Here is a 17,239-nt window from a genome sequence, read left to right on the forward strand (position 1 = left end):
TACCAGCAGGCTTGCGTTACAGCGTCGCCCGGAGCTTGGCTCCGTTGCCGGCTTGTCCGAACGACGTCATGCGTGCGACGCAAACGTCTTTCATCGCCGTGCGGGCGGGCTTCAGATAAGCACGCGGGTCGAACGCCGAGGGGTCTTCGGCGAACACCTTGCGGATCGCGCCGGTGATCGCCATGCGGCAATCGGTATCGACGTTGATCTTGCGAACGCCGCTCTTGATCCCGCGTTGGATTTCTTCGACCGGCACGCCGTAGGTTTGCTTCATTTGGCCGCCGTACTGGTTGATGATGTCCTGCAGTTCTTGCGGAACACTGCTGCTGCCGTGCATCACCAGGTGGGTGTTGGGCAGCTTGGCGTGGATTTCTTCGATCCGCGTCATCGCCAACACTTCGCCGGTCGGTTTCTTGGTGAACTTGTACGCACCGTGGCTGGTCCCGATGGCGACGGCCAGTGCGTCGACGCCGGTTTCTTCGACAAATCGCTGGGCTTCGTCGGGATCGGTCAGCAATTGGTCGTGGGTCAATTCGCCGACCGCACCGTGGCCGTCTTCCTGCTCCCCTTCGCCGCTTTCGAGCGATCCCAGGCAGCCGAGTTCACCTTCGACGGAGACATTTTTGGCGTGAGCCATTTCAACGACGGCCTTGGTGACCTTGGCGTTGTATTCGTAGTCGGCGGGCGTTTTTCCGTCTTCTTCCAGCGAACCGTCCATCATCACGCTGGTGAAGCCGTTTTCGATCGCCGATTTACAGGTCTCGGGGCTGTTGCCATGGTCTTGGTGCATGACGATCGGAATGTGCGGGTACAATTCGGTCGCCGCGATCATCAGATGTCGCAGGTAAGCGTCCTGCGAATAGGCCCGTGCACCGCGTGATGCCTGGATAATCACCGGCGAATCGGTTTCTTCGGCGGCTTCCATGATCGCCTGGATCTGTTCCATATTGTTGACGTTGAATGCCGCAACGCCGTAATCGTTTTCTGCGGCGTGGTCGAGCACAACGCGAAGTGGAACCAATGCCATGATCAGCTACCTTGGGGTAAAATGAGAGTCGGAGGTCAGTCTTTTGCCGGGAATTATCGCTGCGTGACCCCTGACCGCAAGGGCGGGGGATCATGATTCTGCTGTTGGACAATCAGGACTCCTTTGTTCACAACTTGGCGCGCTATTTTCGCCTTACCGGGGCGGAGACGCGGGTGATCCGGAGCAACCAGATCACCGCCCGTCAGGCCATTGACCTGGCCCCCCAGGCGATCGTACTGTCCCCGGGCCCCCACGGACCGGCCGATGCGGGTTGCTGTGTCGACCTGATCCGCCAGGCTCCCGAGCACCTGCCGATCCTGGGCGTGTGTCTGGGACACCAAGCGATCGGGGCTGCATTCGGTGGACAAATCATCCGCAGCGAGCCCCGCCATGGCCTGGCCAGCCCGATCACCCACGATGGAGTCGACCTGTTTCGCAACTGCCCCAGCCCGATGAACGTGGCGCGTTATCATTCCCTGGTCGTCTCGCCACAGCGCCTGCCCAGCTGCTTGCGGGTGACCGCCACCAGCACCGACGACGCCTGCGTGATGGGACTGCGCCACCGCTCGCGCCCGGTCTTTGGAGTCCAGTTTCATCCCGAATCCATTCTGTCGGACAGCGGCCAAACCATCGTCCAAAACTTCGCCTCCCTGACCCAAAACGCAACGTGATCCTGGAATCAATCGTGACGACGATCGGCGCAGACGGCCGCGTCAATCTTGCGCCGATGGGGCCGGTGGTGTCCAATCCCGATGCGATGACGTCCAGCGGATCCGCCGATCCGGGCTTCATCCTGCGACCGTTCGAGGGCTCGCGCACGTTCGCCAATTTAGGTGCGACGCGACGCGCGACGATTCACGTGACCGATAACGCGGCCCTCTTCGCCCGCGCCGCGGTCAGCCAGCTCGACGATCAATCCGCATCGCTGCGGCGCTCGGATTGCGGAGGATGGGCGATCCTGAACCACTGCCATCGTTGGTTTGCCGTCGAAGTGACCTCTGTGGCCGAAACGCCGCCGCGCTACGAGATGCCCTGCCGCGTGGTCGACTCCGGGATCATCGCGCCGTTCTTCGGTTTCAATCGAGCCAAGCATGCCGTGATCGAAGCAGCCATCCTGGCAACTCGGACTCATCTGATCCCGGCCGCGGACGTCCGGTCACAATTGGATGCATTGAAACCCTTGGTCGACAAGACCGCCGGCAGCGCCGAACGGGACGCGTTTGAGACGTTGGTTGCGGTGATCACCCGGCGGATCGAGCCACACGCCCCGACCGGAATCCGATGATGCGTGCGGCGAAACGGATTCGAATCGAAACCGGCGCGCGGTTGCACTTCGGGTTGCTCGACACATCGCCGCCATTCGGTGGTCTCGGCGTGATGATCGACCGGCCGGCAACCATCGTCGAACTCTCCGCGGCCGATCAATGGACCGTGGCGAGTGCGTTTCAAAAACGCGCCTGCCCGATCGCTAAACGCTTGTGTCAAGCAATCGGCCAGACGTCGTTGCCCGCCGTGGCGATCGACGTCGTCAGCGCCGCTCCTCCGCACCGCGGGTTCGGCAGCGGCACACAACTCTCACTCGCCATCGCCGAAGGGTTGCGGCAGTTCACCGGGCAGGATATTTCCGATGAAACGCTCGCCGCCGAAATCGCCGATCGGGGCAAACGTTCGGCGGTCGGCGTCCATGGTTTTTTCAACGGCGGCATGATCTTCGAAACCGGCGATGAAGATCGCCAAACGCTAAACCCGATTCGACAACGACTCGAATTGCCCGACCGATGGCGTTTGTTGACGCTCAGCCCCGCGACGATTGCCGAAACGGTATCGGGTCAACACGAATCCGATCACTTTGCCAGACTGCAATCCAAGCCTCACCGATCGGCCGTAAACCGCATTGGCGACGAGCTACAGCGGCACATCGTCGATGAGATCCTGCCGGCCGCCCGGGCCGGTCACTTCACCGACTTCGCCCATGCGATCGAAACGTACAACCACACCAGCGGCACGCTGTTCGCCGAAGCCCAAGGCGGCCCCTACAACGGCCGCTGGGTCACCGAGCTGATCGCGTCGCTTCGAAACGCCGGCGCGATCGGCGTGGGGCAAAGCAGTTGGGGTCCGGGAGTGTTCGCCTGGTGCGAAGACGAATCAGCCGCGAACGCTTTGGCCGAACAGTTTGCCAGCCCGTCGATCGACATTCAAATCGCTCGCATCAAACACACCGGGCGAACGGTGACCGAGCGGTAGCTCATGCAGTGCATGACGGTCAATCGGTACTCCTCCGCCGAACGATCAATGTCATCCGCCGCTGATCCGTCTGATTGGATCGCGGACTCAAGCGGGTGGGTTGCGGTGCGACGCTGGAAGCGCCAGCCCAAGCCCTCCAGTGCCCCATTAAAATGACCCCACGGATGGCAGAGCGTACCCACGGATGAAAAGCAGCCAGGGATCCGTGGGTACGCCTTGCCATCCGTGGGTGTTCTCCGTTGCGGTGATACCGGAGATCGTTTGTTCGATCAGACAATCGGCATGCACAGCATGCCCTACTCCACCGTCAGATTGTCCGCCGCTCCGGCAGCTGCGTAAACCTTTTGCACCAATCCCATCGCCCCTTCGGCCTCGCCCTGGATCGACAACGCGTTGGGCGCACGCAGCGACAATAGCCCCGGCAAATCAAAGTATTTCGCCGCCCCCGGGACAAAGTGCTCGTCGCTGTAATCGGTCACACTGCTCAAGCGAAAGCCTCCACTGTTGAGACGAAACTCGTCGACCACATCGCCGGCGACCACCGCGGCAGCAGCGCTGCTGATGCAACTGGAGGAATCCGCGACCAACGTCAACGGTCCATCGGGCGTCGAGTGATCGAGGTACGCCAACACGCACAACAGTTGCTCAAACCGCTTGACGGCGAGCGGCCGGTTGTAGCCGAACGTCAGCCCGGAATAACTTCGCTTGTCGTCGATCAAGGGCTGCTGGTGCTCACTTTCCATCGCATCCCTTGCTGCCCCGATCGCAGGAGCAAGGTAGGCGACCACAGTTTTTGCGCCGTCGCCCTGGGCGGCAACCGACTTCACGATCGCATCCCGCTGTGCCGCGTCACGGCCCACCGTCTTTGGCACAACGACGTGCCCCACCGCGCCGGTGTTGTCTCCCGCGACGACATCGAATTCCACGACCGTTTTCCAGTCGCGATGCTCCAGGCGATAACGGACAACGCGGTCGCCGGCTGCCCCTTCGTTCCGCTTTGTGACGACCAAGTCTTGCGCCACGGGCATCGACCGATCAAAGATCACGCGCCAGGCCCCGCCGACGACTCGGCGATACTCGGCCAACTGCTTGGCTGCTGCGTCGATGCCTGCCGTCGGATCGGGAATCAAGGCGTTTAACTTTCGATCACTCTGCTGTTTCCACCACGCCAGCACCTTGCGTTCGTGCGGGATTCCCACCTCGGTCGGCGCCGGATGATCGTCGTCCCAGACCTTCATGTCCGCTTCGGATAACGGCTCGAAATCGCCTTCCACCAGCGGCACGTCGCCGGACAGCCCCAGATGCTTGGCCATCCACGGGTACATCATCGCACGGGTCACGTAGTTGTAATTGTGCGGGAACCGGAGCACGTCGCCACACATCACGTTTCCGTCGGCTCCCAACATGGCGTACAGTTTTTGCAGCTCGGGATAGCCGTCACGGAGCATGGCTTTCGTCCAGTCGTTGGCCGCCGTCATGCCTTGCGGCTTCGGCGCAAACAACGCGGCCAGCTCGACATTGCCGGTCCCGATCCGCAGGTAGTTGCAGTTTTCGCAATAGCAACCGCCCTGCATCGACGTCGACACCATGCCGTTGGGAAACCCGACTTTGATTCGCGGATCGATCGCCCCCAACAGAATCGTTTGCGTGCCACCACCGCTGCCGCCGGTCACACCCAATCGATCGGGATCCACGTCGGGCAACTCGGCCAGAAAATCCAACGCGCGGATGGCATTCCAAGTCTGCAGGCCCATCACCGATTGCAAATTCAAATCGGCGTCGATGCTGTATAGACAGGGCTGCTCGCGATCGGACTCTTCGGGTCTGGCCTGGGCATGACGGTGCGCGGTTTCGAATTCGATCTGCATAGAATCGGCGTAACCGAGCATGTCAAAGATCAACGTGACGCAGCCCATCCGCGCCAGGTGCGCGCAACGAGCCAGCTTGGGATAACGACCTGAATTCTCAAACACCTCGCCGCCGGATTGGATCTGTTTGGCCAGCTCGCCGTCGCTCAGCCGCATCGTTCGGCCCCCGTGTCCGTGCGGCGAAAGCACGGCCGGACGTTTGCCATCGACCAGCCCGAACGAATTGTCCGCCGCAGGACGGAACAGCATCCCGGTGACGAAGTGCCCCGGCAGCGATTGAAAGTACACCTTTTCCACCGTGAACCCGTCACGCCGGATCTTGCCGTGTAGCACCGGCTGCAACGGCGTGCGGTCCGGCATCGGCCAAAGCCCCGTGGCGACCAAGACGCGACGACGCAGCGCATCGGCGCGGTCGTTCCAGCGGTCGACGGAATCCGGCACCGTGAACGGAAAGTGGTCGTTGAGTGTTTTTAATTTTCCCGCCTGGGCCTGAGACGTCGTCCCGGCGGAAAGGAACGAAACGATGACGAAAGTCCAAGCGATAAAACGCGGCATGGCGGTGGGACTCGGAATGTGCGTGGCTGGAGAGGGGGGAACGCGGTGCTATAGATTAGCAAACCCGCCGGCGGCCTTGGCGAGACGGGGATGGCAGAATGATGGGATGGCAGAACGATGGGGTGGCCGCATGATTCCGGCGACTCGTTTCCTTCACGCACGACACATTGGCCAAAAGTGACAGATCTCCTAGGCTAGGGGCGAGACAATCGAATCCTGTCACCGTCCCCCTGGACCTTCGACCATGTCCGCACTGCATGCCGATTATTACGCCGACCAGTTGGTCCAGCACGAAACGGTGCTGGAGCAGAACGAGTGCATTGCCGAAGCGACGTATCGGCTGCGTGTCTCGGCTCCGGCGCTCGCGTCGATCGCCGTACCCGGCCAATTCGTGATGATCCGCTTGGCGGGTGTCGATGCACCGCTGATCGGTCGCGCGTTGGCGATCTGGGACGTGCTGCCGGGCGAGGACGGCAAACCGAAATACATCGATCTGATCTACCTGAAAAAAGGCAGCTTCACGACGGCCTGTGCCGAAAGCCCACTGGGAACCAAAGTCAGCTTGTGGGGGCCGCTGGGCAACGGTTTCTCCGCACGACCGTGTGACCGCTTGATCATGGCCGTCGGCGGGATCGGGCAAACACCGATGTTGCTGCTCGGGCGCGAAGCGATCGGCAGCCAATCGTTTGGTCGGCCAAACGGCTGGGCGAATCAGGTGGAACTGATCTACGGGGCGCGGCGCGAATCATTACTCGCCGGCGTCCCGGATTTTCGTCAGGCCGGATTCGACGTCCAGCTGTGCACCGATGACGGATCCACCGGCCGCCAAGCACTGGTGCCGGATGTCTTGGCCGCTCGGCTCGATGAACTCGATGACGCCTCCGCCGTCCGCGTCGTCACGTGCGGACCGGAGATCATGATGGAGAAGGTCGCCGATGCTTGTCGCAAGCGTGGCGTCGACTGTCAGGTCTCGATGGAAACTCCGATGGCGTGCGGCATCGGCATCTGCTTTTCCTGCGTCGCCAAAGTCAAACAAGACGACGGCGAGTGGGATTACAAACGCACCTGCGTCGAAGGCCCGATCTTTGACGCCGACAAGATTGTTTGGTGACGTAGTGGGATAGGCTTCCAGCCTGTCGTTTTCGCCATGACAGGCTGGAAGCCTATCCCACTTTTTGATTACCCCATCAACAGTACCGCCGCGCCGAGCCCTCCGGCGACCAGGAATCCGGTCGCGTCGATCACCGCGATCCGCCAAATCGGTTCGCCTTCGGTTTGGTAATACGCGCGAACGCTTTCGCCGTGCAGCCACGCCCAAATGCCGGCGCCGATCAGTATCCCTCCCACACCCTTGATGATGCTGAATTCCACGTCATCTGCCATCGCCTCTTGCGCCACTTCGAAAATGCGAAACGCCAGCGCCCAGCCATAGCTGAGCAAGACGACGTACCAGCAGACTCTGCCGCGAAAGAAGCAGCAGATGCTGGTCGCCAACGACAAGAGGGCCATCAGCCCGAGCATCCCGGCAATGAGGTAATAGACGAACCCGACCACGTCGGCCATGGCATCGTCCATGTCCTCCAACATCTCGGCATCGACAAAGCCGAGAAACAACAGCATCAAACCGCCGTAGAAGATCGCCGAGAGTCCGTTGATGATGCCGATAAAGATCAAGAAAGGTGGCCGCATCGCCTCCCCTTTCATCACCAACGCTTCCCCGCGCCGATCGCTGCCCGAAATCGCCTCGTTGAGCATTTTCGCTGCGCTGGCACCGGGCGCCTTGACCGCCACCTTGGCTCCCGGAATCTGAACCGCTTTGATCGGCGCCAAATCGGTTTCGGTCAACTCGTCAAACAACCCGGCTGCCGCCGCGGGAGAGGGCGCGGCGAGCGGTCGAGACTGGGCGGGTGCCCGCCTGGCAGCAGACGCCCCCGGACTGGCTTGCGCTGGTGGCTTCGCCTGTGCCGGCGCCGCAGCAGGCCCCCCGGGTGCCCGAAGCTGTTTCCCACACTTGCATTTGACCACCTTGCCGGCCGCCGTGTCGGGGATTTGAAGCAGAGACGCGCAGCCGGGGCACTTGATCTTCATGGATGACGAAACGTTCTTGGCAGGGGAAACGGTGGCGATCAGCGGTGCCCATCTTAGCAACTCCGCGCCATTTGTCTGTCACAATTTGCCGCTCGGCCGCAGAGAAGTGGCGTAAGCTTCCAGCTTGCGACTCGCGGCGGATCGTGCTGGTAAGCTTCCAGTTTGCCAGTGCCCTCAGTCGCAAGCGGGAAGCTTACGCCACGGGGTGCTCGCCGAGCCCTACCGGAACAATCCGGGCAGCCCTTCCCCGACACTCTGCGCCTTGTGGCTGAGCGCCGCGTTCATCAACTCGATCGCGATCCGCGACTCCAACGTCACTCCGGCTCGCACACCGACGCAGGGGTCATGGCGCCCTTTTTCGAGCTGGAAATCGATCTCGCTGAGGTCTTTGGTGACCGACTGTTGTGGTTTGTTGATCGTCGAAGTGGGTTTGAATCCGACGCGAAACACCAGCGGCATGCCGGTGGTCATCCCGCCGATCAGGCCGCCGTGGGTGTTGGAAACGTACCCGCCGCTGCGGATCGGATCGTTGTTCTCGCTGCCGACCCGCTCGATCACCGCCGCCCCCGCGCCGACCTCGCAGGACTGGACCGCGTTGAGCCCGCCGAGTGCACCCATGATCCGCACCTTTAAACTCTGATACAGCGGGTCTCCCAGCAGCGGCGGCACATTGAGCGCCACCACCTCGACCCCGGCCCCGAGCGAGTCGCCGGACTTGCGCGTCTCCTTGATCAGTTCCGCGGCTTCGGAGGCAAAACCGCTGTCGATCGAAGGGATGACCGAAGCGTCGATGTCGCGCTGCATCGCCGCGATCGTGTCGGCATCGATCGTGACCGAATCCTGCTCGGCCAACAGTGCCTGGCACCGATCGGCCAACGAAACGTTCGCCCGCAGCGGTCCGACTTGATCGATCGAGGACAGCAAGACGGTACCGAAGGTTTGTTGCAAAAACAATCGCGCGAGACTGCCGCCGACGACATCGCTGATCGTGACACGGTAACTGCTGCGACCGCCGCCGCGGACATCGACGAACCCACGCGACTTGTGATACTTCACCAGATCCGTGTGGCCCGGGCGGACCTGACCCTTGGGGCCGATGAATTGCGTGTAATCGCCCGACTTCTTGCTGGTCGACAGGACCATCGCCGCGATCGGTTCGCCGGTGGTGTAGCCCGCCTCATAGCCTTGGGATTCAAACCGCGCCCCCTCGACCTCGACGCTGAGTTTTGATTCACCGCGGCCGGCGTCTCCCAGCAGCGCCTCGTGATCGGTCTGGTACAGGCCGGAGAGAAAGACGACCTTGTCTTTTTCGTTGCGGGGCGTGCCATACTTGTTGCCCCCGGGTCGGCGCCGATCCAAAAACGCTTGGACCTGCTCGCGACGGATCATCAGCCCGGCCGGACAACCGAACACGATGGTCGTCACCGCCGGGCCGTGGGATTCACCCGCGCCCGCGACACCAAAGTAAGGTCCACCAAGAATTTCCATGATTGTTCCTATCGGGAGCATCAAGTGGGATAGGCTTCCAGCCTGTCAAGAGCATCAAGTGGGATAGGCTTCCAGCCTGTCGATTGACCGCCTGGAAGCCTATCCCACAACCATTCCTCTAGAGCCCCAACGCGTCGCGCCCCTGGGCTTCGATTTCCATGACTTTGTCCAAACGGCGCTGGTGCCGCTCGCCCGGCGTGTAGCGGGCCCCCAGAAACGCGCGGACAATTTCCAGGGCCAACTCGCTGCCGATGATCCGGCCGCCGATGCACAACACGTTCATGTCATCGTGTTCGACCCCCTGGTGGGCCGAATAGGTATCGTGACAGATCGCCGCCCGAATCCCGGGAATTTTGTTCGCCGCGACACTCACGCCCACCCCGCTGCCACAGACCACGATGCCACGGTCCGCGTTGCCCAAAATGATCTCGCGTGAAACCGCGATCGCAAAATCGGGGTAGTCGCACCGCGCCGTGCTGTCGGTGCCACAGTCGATGACGTTGCCGACCAATGTCGCGTATGAAACGGCAGCAAGCTGTTCAGCAACCACCTGTTTGAGCGGGTAACCGGCGTGGTCGCCGCCGATGGCGACGCGTAACCGGTCGTCGGATGGGTTCTGATCGATCATGAATCAATGGGCGGGAGGAACAAAAGGCTAGTCAGGGCGGACAGTTTAGCTGGCAAGTTGAAAATTCGTTAGCCGCGAAAACACGTCGCCGGCCATTTGTCCGCGGTGCCGCAACGATCACCGTTGACCTGATCCACCAAAAAACCTAACCTAAGCCCCCCAAAGCATTTAGCTTCTCCTTTCCGATCCGAGCGGTGGTCAGAACGGGGCGTAAAACCGGACTTTCGTCGGATTGGCCCCAAATTGGCTGCTCTAGACGCGGGGGCCGTCGCGCTGCCAATCTGACTCTCTTGCGGGCGAATCTGTATGCTCGCGGCGAAACATACATAGAAACTTACTAAGCGATTCAGCGATGTCGTTTTTTGAAACCCTGGCAGATGTCACCGGCGCAGTCTTCGGCGGTGCCCTCAGCTCCTTTGAACGTGCGATCACGTCCGTGTTCGGATCGGCCAACGCGCGTCAAGTCACCGCACTCCAGGCCAAAGCGGAGGAGATCACCGCGCTTGAGCCGAAATACGAGGCGATGACCGACGAGGAGTTGCGTGAACAGACGCAGCTGTTCCGGCAACGGATCCGTGACGGCGAAAGCTTGGACGACATCTTGCCCGAAGCCTTTGCCGTCTGTCGCGAGGGCGGGAAACGCTTCCTCAGCATGCGTCACTACGACGTCCAGCTGATCGGCGGCATGGTGCTGCACCAGGGCAACATCGCCGAAATGGTCACCGGTGAAGGAAAGACGCTGGTTGCGACGCTGCCGGCCTATCTCAACGCGCTCGAGGGCAAAGGCGTTCACGTCATCACGGTCAACGATTACCTGGCCCGCCGTGACATGGAATGGATGGCGCCGCTGTACATGAACCTGGGTCTGACGGTCAACGCGATCCAATCGGGGATGTCGACCGGCGAAAAACAGGCCGCCTATCGCTGTGACATCACCTACGGAACGAACAACGAATTCGGCTTCGATTACTTGCGCGACAACATGCGGCCGGCCGCCCAAGGCGACGACCGTTTTCCGCCCGAAGCCCAGCAATGCCAAGGCCCGCTGAACTACGCGATCATCGACGAAGTGGACAACATTCTGATCGACGAGGCGAGAACGCCGTTGATCATCAGCGGCCCCAGCGAGATGGATCTGGGGCGATACGCCGATGCCGACCGCGTCGCACGGGCGCTGCGAAAAGAAGAACACTTCACCGTCGACGAAAAACAGCACAACGTCACGCTGACCGACGAGGGTGTGCGTGAAGCCGAACGGCTGGCCGGCGTCGAAAGTTTCTACACCGCCGGCAACATGGAATGGCCGCACCTGATCGACAACGCGCTCAAGGCCCACTACCTGTACAAGCTGGACGTCAATTACGTCGTCAAAGATCGCCAGATCGTGATCGTCGACGAGTTCACCGGTCGCTTGATGGACGGCCGACAATGGAGCGACGGGTTGCACCAAGCGGTCGAAGCCAAAGAAAATGTTCCGATCAAACCCGAAACCCAAACCTTTGCCACCGCCTCGCTGCAAAACATCTTCAAGATGTACAAGAAGCTGTCCGGCATGACCGGGACCGCGATGACCGAGGCCAACGAGTTTTGGAAGATCTACAAACTCGACGTGATTGCGATCCCGACCAACCGCGTCTTGCAACGGATCGAACATCCCGACGTCATCTATCTGACCGAAGAATTCAAATACAAAGCGCTCGCCGAAGAGATCGAACGGACCAACAAGTGGGATGTGTTGGGACTGAAGGACGGAACCGAATTGTGGGGCAAGATCGAGGAAGAACAGAGCGATCAAGTCAAATTCATCGGCAAGGGTGAAAAGACCCCTGACACGATCCCCAAGGCAAAGATCACCTCGATCGAATATGCCGGACGCCCCGTCCTGGTCGGTACCGTCAGCATCGAGAAGAGCGAAAAACTGAGCCTGTTGCTCGAACGCCGCGGCGTCAAACACGAAGTCCTGAACGCCAAACAGCACGAACGGGAAGCGGACATCGTTTCGCAAGCGGGACGAAAATACGCCGTCACGATCGCGACCAACATGGCCGGTCGTGGTACCGACATCATCCTCGGCGGCAACCCCGAGACCAAAGCCTGGGCACAACTGCAGCACAAGTACGCGACGCGACTGGACGTTCCCGACGAGGAATGGAACGAGTTGGTCGAATCGATCGACAAAGCCGAAGGCATGAGCGAGCAGGGCGAACACGTCCGCGAACTCGGCGGGTTGTACGTCCTGGGAACCGAACGTCACGAATCGCGACGCATCGACCTGCAGCTTCGCGGACGTTGCGGACGCCAAGGCGACCCCGGTTCGAGCCGTTTCTTCTTGTCGCTCGAAGACGACTTGATGCGGATCTTCGCCGGCGAGTGGGTCAAGAACATGATGGAACGGATCGGCATGAGGGAGGACGAACCGCTGGAGTCCAAACTCGTCACCCGCCGCATCGCAGCCGCCCAAAAGAAAGTCGAAGAACGCAACTTTGAAATGCGAAAGAGTTTGCTGGACTATGACGAGGTCATGGACGAGCAACGAAAACGCGTCTATCGCTATCGCCAAAACCTGCTCGATGGCCACAGCTCGCGGACGATGATTCTGGATCTGATCCGATCCCAGATCCAAGAACAGGTCGAAACGTTCTTGGAACCCGGCTACGGCGCCGAAACCTTTGCCGCCTTCGCCGGCGGCCAACTCGGTTGCACGCTGGATCCCAAAGATTTCCAAAACATGGAAATCTCCATGGCCACCAGCTACGCCCGCGAACAAGCCGAGCGAACCGCCGAAGTCACGGTCGAAGAAATCGTCGAAGAAAACCTGCCCGAAGGCATGGAGGACGAATGGAACTGGCAGGCGCTCGCCAAATGGTGCAACACCTCCCTGGGCACCAATTATCAAGACCATCAACTGAAAAAGATGGAACGCGATGAACTGATCAACACCCTGATCGAGAAAAGTCATCAAGCCATTGAAAAAGTTGATCTCAGCGAAGGCGAACCGTTCCTCGATGCCGACTACGGACTCCGCGTCCTCTGCGGTTGGATGCGACACCGCTTCGGAATCGAAACCACTCCCGAAGAATTCCGCGACGTCGAAGATCGACGTGCCGTCACCAAGGCGTTGGTCTCACGCGCCGAGGAAGCATACGCCGAGAAAGAAACCGAATACCCGGCACTCGCCGGCATCTCGCAATTCACCGTCCAGCAAGGTGCCCAAGTCATCTTGGATCGCGAAAACCTGGTCGGCTGGATCAAACGTCGCTTTGAGAAAGGGGTCGACATCGAGGAGGTACCGCTGAACCGTGACGACCTGAAAACGCAGCTGATCCAGTTCAGCCGCGAAACCAGCGACGCCGCCGGCGCCATGTACGCCAAAGCGGATGAGATGGTCCAGAACGTGTTCGGGGATGCCCAGGACGACCAGACCGCCGCGGTCGCCACCAGCGGAACCGACAAACTGGAAACCCTGGCCGCTTGGATGAAAAACGAACTGGGTGCTTCGATCGAAGCGGAAGATCTGGCGCGGATGAATCGTGAAAAACTCACCCTGGCCGTCGACGGTGCCGTCGATGATCGATTCCACCCCGAAATGCGACGCATGGAACGCCAGATCTTGCTGAACATCGTCGACGACGTTTGGAAAAATCACCTGCTGACGATGGACCACCTCCGCAGCAGCGTCGGCTTGAAAGGCTATGCCCAACTGGACCCCAAAGTCGAATACAAACGCGAAGGCATGCGGCTGTTCGACCACATGTGGGAATCGGTCGGTGAACAAGTCACCGGTTTGATCTTCCGCATGGAATCGTTCAACCAAGACTTCATCCGCAGCACCTGGGTCGACGCCAAAGCACGTCACGATGAAGTGCACTCGGTCGCCGGCCAAGCGGGCACCGCGACGGCGACCAAGGCCGCCACCCAAACGGCCGCACAACAGGCCGCCGAAGCGAGCAACCAGCAGACCGACGCCAAACCCGAGCCGATTCGAAATACCGGCGTCAAAATCGGACGCAATGATCCCTGCCCCTGCGGCAGCGGCAAGAAATACAAGAATTGCTGCCTGAGGAAGTAGCCAGTCGAATTCCCCGCCGATCTCGTTCCAGGGCTCCGCCTTGGAACGCAATGCCCCCGAGGCTCCGCCTCGTCCAACATTCAACCGGAAGGCGGAGCCTTCCAATCAGCCCGTCCCCAGGCAGAGCCTGGGAACGAGAAACGAGAAACAGACCGGAGGGCTTGCGCCCTGCCGCTAAAACCTCGTAAAACACAGCCAAACTCGTTCCAAGGCTCCGCCTTGGAACGCAATGCCCCCGAGGCTCCGCCTCACCCAGCAGCCAACCGGAAGGCGGAGCCTTCCAATCAGCCCGTCCCCAGGCAGAGCCTGGGAACGAGAAAGCACGACCCGAGAACGGAATCTCCAATGCAGCCAAACTCGTTCCAAGGCTCCGCCTTGGAACGCAATGCCCCCGAGGCTCCGCCTCACCCAGCAGCCAACCGGAAGGCGGAGCCTTCCAATCAGCCCGTCCCCAGGCAGAGCCTGGGAACGAGGAAGCACGACCCGAGAACGGAATCTCCAATGCAGCCAAACTCGTTCCAAGGCTCCGCCTTGGAACGCAATGCCCCCGAGGCTCCGCCTCACCCAGCAGCCAACCGGAAGGCGGAGCCTTCCAATCAGCCCGTCCCCAGGCAGAGCCTGGGAACGAGAAAGCACGACCCGAGAACGGAATCTCCAATGCAGCCAAACTCGTTCCAAGGCTCCGCCTTGGAACGCAATGCCCCCGAGGCTCCGCCTCACCCAGCAGCCAACCGGAAGGCGGAGCCTTCCAATCAGCCCGTCCCCAGGCAGAGCCTGGGAACGAGGAAGCACGACCCGAGAACGGAATCTCCAATGTTCGCCAATGCCGTCTACTTGATCGCGCTCACGGCACTCTCGCCGTGGATTCTGTATCGCCGGGTGCGGCACGGACGCTACCGCCGCGGGTGGCGACAGAAACTACTGGGCCTGTCGCCTGCCGAGGCGCGTCGTCTGCGCGGTGAAACCCCAACGGCGGATTGCCTTTGGCTGCACGCGGTCAGCGTCGGCGAAGTCAACTTGCTCGGCGGGCTGGTCAAGCGTTTGCAGACACAGTTCCCCCAGACGTCGATCGTGATCAGTTCCAGCACCGACACCGGATACGACCTGGCCGTCCAGCGCTTCGGAGCCGACCGCGTGTTCTTCTGCCCACTCGACTTTTCCTGGGCGGTCAAGCGCACCCTGGCCACTCTCCAGCCGAAGCTGTTGGTGCTCGCCGAACTTGAACTCTGGCCGAACCTGATCCAAACCGCCCGACAGCGAAACACCGACGTGATCGTCATCAATGGACGGTTGAGCCAACGCAGCGCCGCCGGCTATCAACGATTCGGCTGGCTGACGCGTTCGATCTTCACATCACTGAGCAGCGTTCAATGCCAAGACGAATCTTCGGCAGACCGCTTTGTCGCCTGCGGAACACCCCGGTCACGCATCGCCGTCAGCGGTTCGCTGAAATTTGACGATGCCCCGCAAACGCGTGAATGCGTCGAAGTCCAATCGCGCGCCCGCTGGGCAGGCGTCGATCCCTGGCACATGGTCTGGGTCGTCGGCAGCACGCAAGAAGGCGAAGAAAAAATAGCGTTGGACGTCTACCGACGACTCCGCGGGCGCCACCCCGAACTGCGGCTGATCCTGGTGCCACGCCACCCCGAACGGTTTGACCGCGTGGCGCAATTGATTGATGCCGAAGGGCTGCTCGCGCACCGTCGCTCGCGGGACGGCTCATTGGAAGATTTGAAATGGACCGCCGATCGAGTCCTGCTGATCGACACCATCGGTGAACTGCGGCACTGGTGGGGCGTCGGCCAGATCGCCACCGTCGGCGGCACCTTCGGCGACCGCGGTGGACAAAACATGCTTGAACCGGCCGGCTACGGCAATGCCATCGCCTTTGGCCCCGACACCCGAAACTTTACCGACATCGCCGAGCGACTGCTCGACGCCGGTGGCGCGGTGCGGGCGGCCAACGCGACCGAATTGGAAGCGTTCCTGGAGCGTTGCCTGACCGACATCCCGGCCGCCGATGCGCTCGGACGCTCCGCCAAGCAGGTCGTCGAGCAACACCGCGGCGCGAGCGAACGCACGGTCGACGCCATCGGCCAGTTCCTCGCCCCCGACGATCAGTCACAACGACGCGCGGCATAAACCGCTGGTGTGCAGACACGAGATCCCCTCCCGCTCAGGAATGTTGCGAAACGCGAGGAATCCTCATAAGGTCGTCGATGAAGTGTGATGCGGTCAGCGGACCGTTGTACGACGTCCTTTCTAGGTCGTCGTCGGGAGTCCAACGGACGACGGCCCGGAAGGGCCATCGTACTCGAAAAACCGGTCGTCCTAAGCTTGACGGTCTTTAGCCCAATGTCATCCTCTCGCACGCCCTACCGTGCGGCCAATTGGATCTGCGATTGACCGGGCGTTACGTCAGTCCGTGCTTCATCGATCAGACTTCGCAGGAACGCCTTCGCTTCCAAGTAGTCGCTCTTTTCGTAGTAGGCGACGTTGGCCTTCAACTCCTTTTCGATCCGCTCGATCCAATCTCGCATCGGCAGAAAATGATCGGGATTGATGCGTCCGACGCGGCTGCGTTGATCAAACACCAGATCAATCGGGCCGCGAGCCTTGTCGTAGTAGCTCGACCGCAGCAAGATCGGCCACGCGACCTGCCCGGTCATCGGATCGACGGGGCGACGACGTGACACGCTGGACACCAACTGCACCTCGGCCTGTTTTTGCTGGCGAACCTGTTCGCCACGGGCATGCAGGTGACCGAAACGACTTTGTTTGTTGATCTGTTTTCGTTCCAAGCGGGTCGCCAGAAATTCGACACTGTTTTGCATCTCCAACCGATCGGCGTGCAGGTGCTGCGTGCGAGCACTCGCGTTCAAGACGTTGGCCGTCGCCGCGGCCCTGAGCAACTCGGCACGCCCAAACGCGGGGTCGTAACCATAGCCGCGGTGAGCGTATCCATAATGGACCGGACGAACGTAGTGGACGCGGTGGTGGTGCGAGACGTATCCGTTGTGGCCGTGGCCTGAATCACACCCGCTGGAGTTCGATTGAGCCGCCGCCGGATCCACTGCCGCCAAGATCGAAAGCAACACAACCGAACAGAACGCGACGTTTGCAAAAGCAACCTTCATCGAACAAATCCCCGTGAAATGACTGGTTTGACGTGCCCACACCCAGCCAAGCGGGACAAACGGGGCGGTGTTACAGAAAAACGCATCAGAGGCCTTTTCCGCGACCGCGGGTATGATTTTCGATGGTTCGCCCGG

12 protein-coding genes are annotated in these 17,239 nt (G+C 60.8%); 6 read left to right on the plus strand and 6 right to left on the minus strand.

Annotation, left to right across the window (positions count from 1 at the left end):
• Window positions 1-16 precede the first annotated feature (16 nt).
• Complete coding sequence (gene fba, locus Enr13x_RS30285; RefSeq protein WP_145390615.1) at window positions 17-1,027, minus strand: class II fructose-bisphosphate aldolase; 1,011 nt, start codon at window positions 1,025-1,027, stop codon at window positions 17-19.
• A gap of 92 nt (window positions 1,028-1,119) precedes the next feature.
• Between fba and Enr13x_RS30290 the strand changes: the two genes are divergently transcribed.
• The 3 genes from Enr13x_RS30290 to Enr13x_RS30300 are packed head-to-tail and all read left to right on the plus strand — an operon-like array spanning window position 1,120 to window position 3,271.
• Window positions 1,120-1,698, plus strand: a complete 579-nt coding sequence (locus tag Enr13x_RS30290) for an anthranilate synthase component II (protein WP_145390617.1) — start codon at window positions 1,120-1,122, stop codon at window positions 1,696-1,698.
• Entirely contained in the window at window positions 1,695-2,312 is a 618-nt protein-coding gene (locus tag Enr13x_RS30295; RefSeq protein ID WP_145390619.1) for a DUF447 domain-containing protein, read from the plus strand. The genes Enr13x_RS30290 and Enr13x_RS30295 overlap by 4 nt, the downstream gene beginning before the upstream one ends.
• Entirely contained in the window at window positions 2,309-3,271 is a 963-nt protein-coding gene (locus Enr13x_RS30300; protein WP_145390621.1) for a GHMP family kinase ATP-binding protein, read from the plus strand. The genes Enr13x_RS30295 and Enr13x_RS30300 overlap by 4 nt, the downstream gene beginning before the upstream one ends.
• A 296-nt stretch (window positions 3,272-3,567) precedes the next feature.
• On the opposite strand, the gene Enr13x_RS30305 is transcribed toward Enr13x_RS30300, so the two are convergent.
• Window positions 3,568-5,694 (minus strand): alpha/beta hydrolase family protein, encoded by a 2,127-nt coding sequence (locus Enr13x_RS30305; RefSeq protein WP_145390622.1) that lies wholly within the window; start codon window positions 5,692-5,694, stop codon window positions 3,568-3,570.
• A 244-nt stretch (window positions 5,695-5,938) separates the two neighbouring features.
• On the opposite strand from Enr13x_RS30305, the gene Enr13x_RS30310 reads away from it, so the two are divergent.
• Window positions 5,939-6,805 carry a dihydroorotate dehydrogenase electron transfer subunit gene (locus tag Enr13x_RS30310; protein ID WP_145390624.1) on the plus strand — a complete coding sequence of 289 codons (867 nt, stop codon included), beginning with the start codon at window positions 5,939-5,941 and terminating at the stop codon, window positions 6,803-6,805.
• Between the two features lie 68 nt (window positions 6,806-6,873).
• On the opposite strand, the gene Enr13x_RS30315 is transcribed toward Enr13x_RS30310, so the two are convergent.
• The 3 genes from Enr13x_RS30315 to rpiB all read right to left on the minus strand — a co-directional run bounded on the left by Enr13x_RS30315 (window position 6,874) and on the right by rpiB (window position 9,898).
• Window positions 6,874-7,782, minus strand: coding sequence for a zinc ribbon domain-containing protein (locus Enr13x_RS30315; RefSeq protein WP_197455459.1), 909 nt, complete (start codon window positions 7,780-7,782; stop codon window positions 6,874-6,876).
• Window positions 7,783-8,001: 219 nt separating this feature from the next.
• Entirely contained in the window at window positions 8,002-9,270 is a 1,269-nt protein-coding gene (locus Enr13x_RS30325) for a chorismate synthase (protein WP_145390628.1), read from the minus strand.
• Window positions 9,271-9,388: 118 nt separating this feature from the next.
• Window positions 9,389-9,898, minus strand: a complete 510-nt coding sequence (gene rpiB, locus Enr13x_RS30330; RefSeq protein ID WP_145390630.1) for a ribose 5-phosphate isomerase B — start codon at window positions 9,896-9,898, stop codon at window positions 9,389-9,391.
• A 352-nt stretch (window positions 9,899-10,250) separates the two neighbouring features.
• Between rpiB and Enr13x_RS39580 the strand changes: the two genes are divergently transcribed.
• The gene (locus Enr13x_RS39580) at window positions 10,251-13,967 is read left to right on the plus strand and encodes a preprotein translocase subunit SecA (protein ID WP_145390632.1); all 3,717 of its coding nucleotides are present in this window, start codon (window positions 10,251-10,253) and stop codon (window positions 13,965-13,967) included.
• An 813-nt stretch (window positions 13,968-14,780) separates the two neighbouring features.
• Complete coding sequence (locus Enr13x_RS30340; RefSeq protein ID WP_145390634.1) at window positions 14,781-16,109, plus strand: 3-deoxy-D-manno-octulosonic acid transferase; 1,329 nt, start codon at window positions 14,781-14,783, stop codon at window positions 16,107-16,109.
• A gap of 233 nt (window positions 16,110-16,342) precedes the next feature.
• Here Enr13x_RS30340 and Enr13x_RS30345 read toward each other — a convergent pair whose 3' ends face one another.
• Window positions 16,343-17,104, minus strand: coding sequence for a hypothetical protein (locus Enr13x_RS30345; protein WP_145390635.1), 762 nt, complete (start codon window positions 17,102-17,104; stop codon window positions 16,343-16,345).
• Window positions 17,105-17,239 lie beyond the last annotated feature (135 nt).

It is taken from the genome of Stieleria neptunia, from assembly GCF_007754155.1.
GTDB lineage: Bacteria > Planctomycetota > Planctomycetia > Pirellulales > Pirellulaceae > Stieleria > Stieleria neptunia.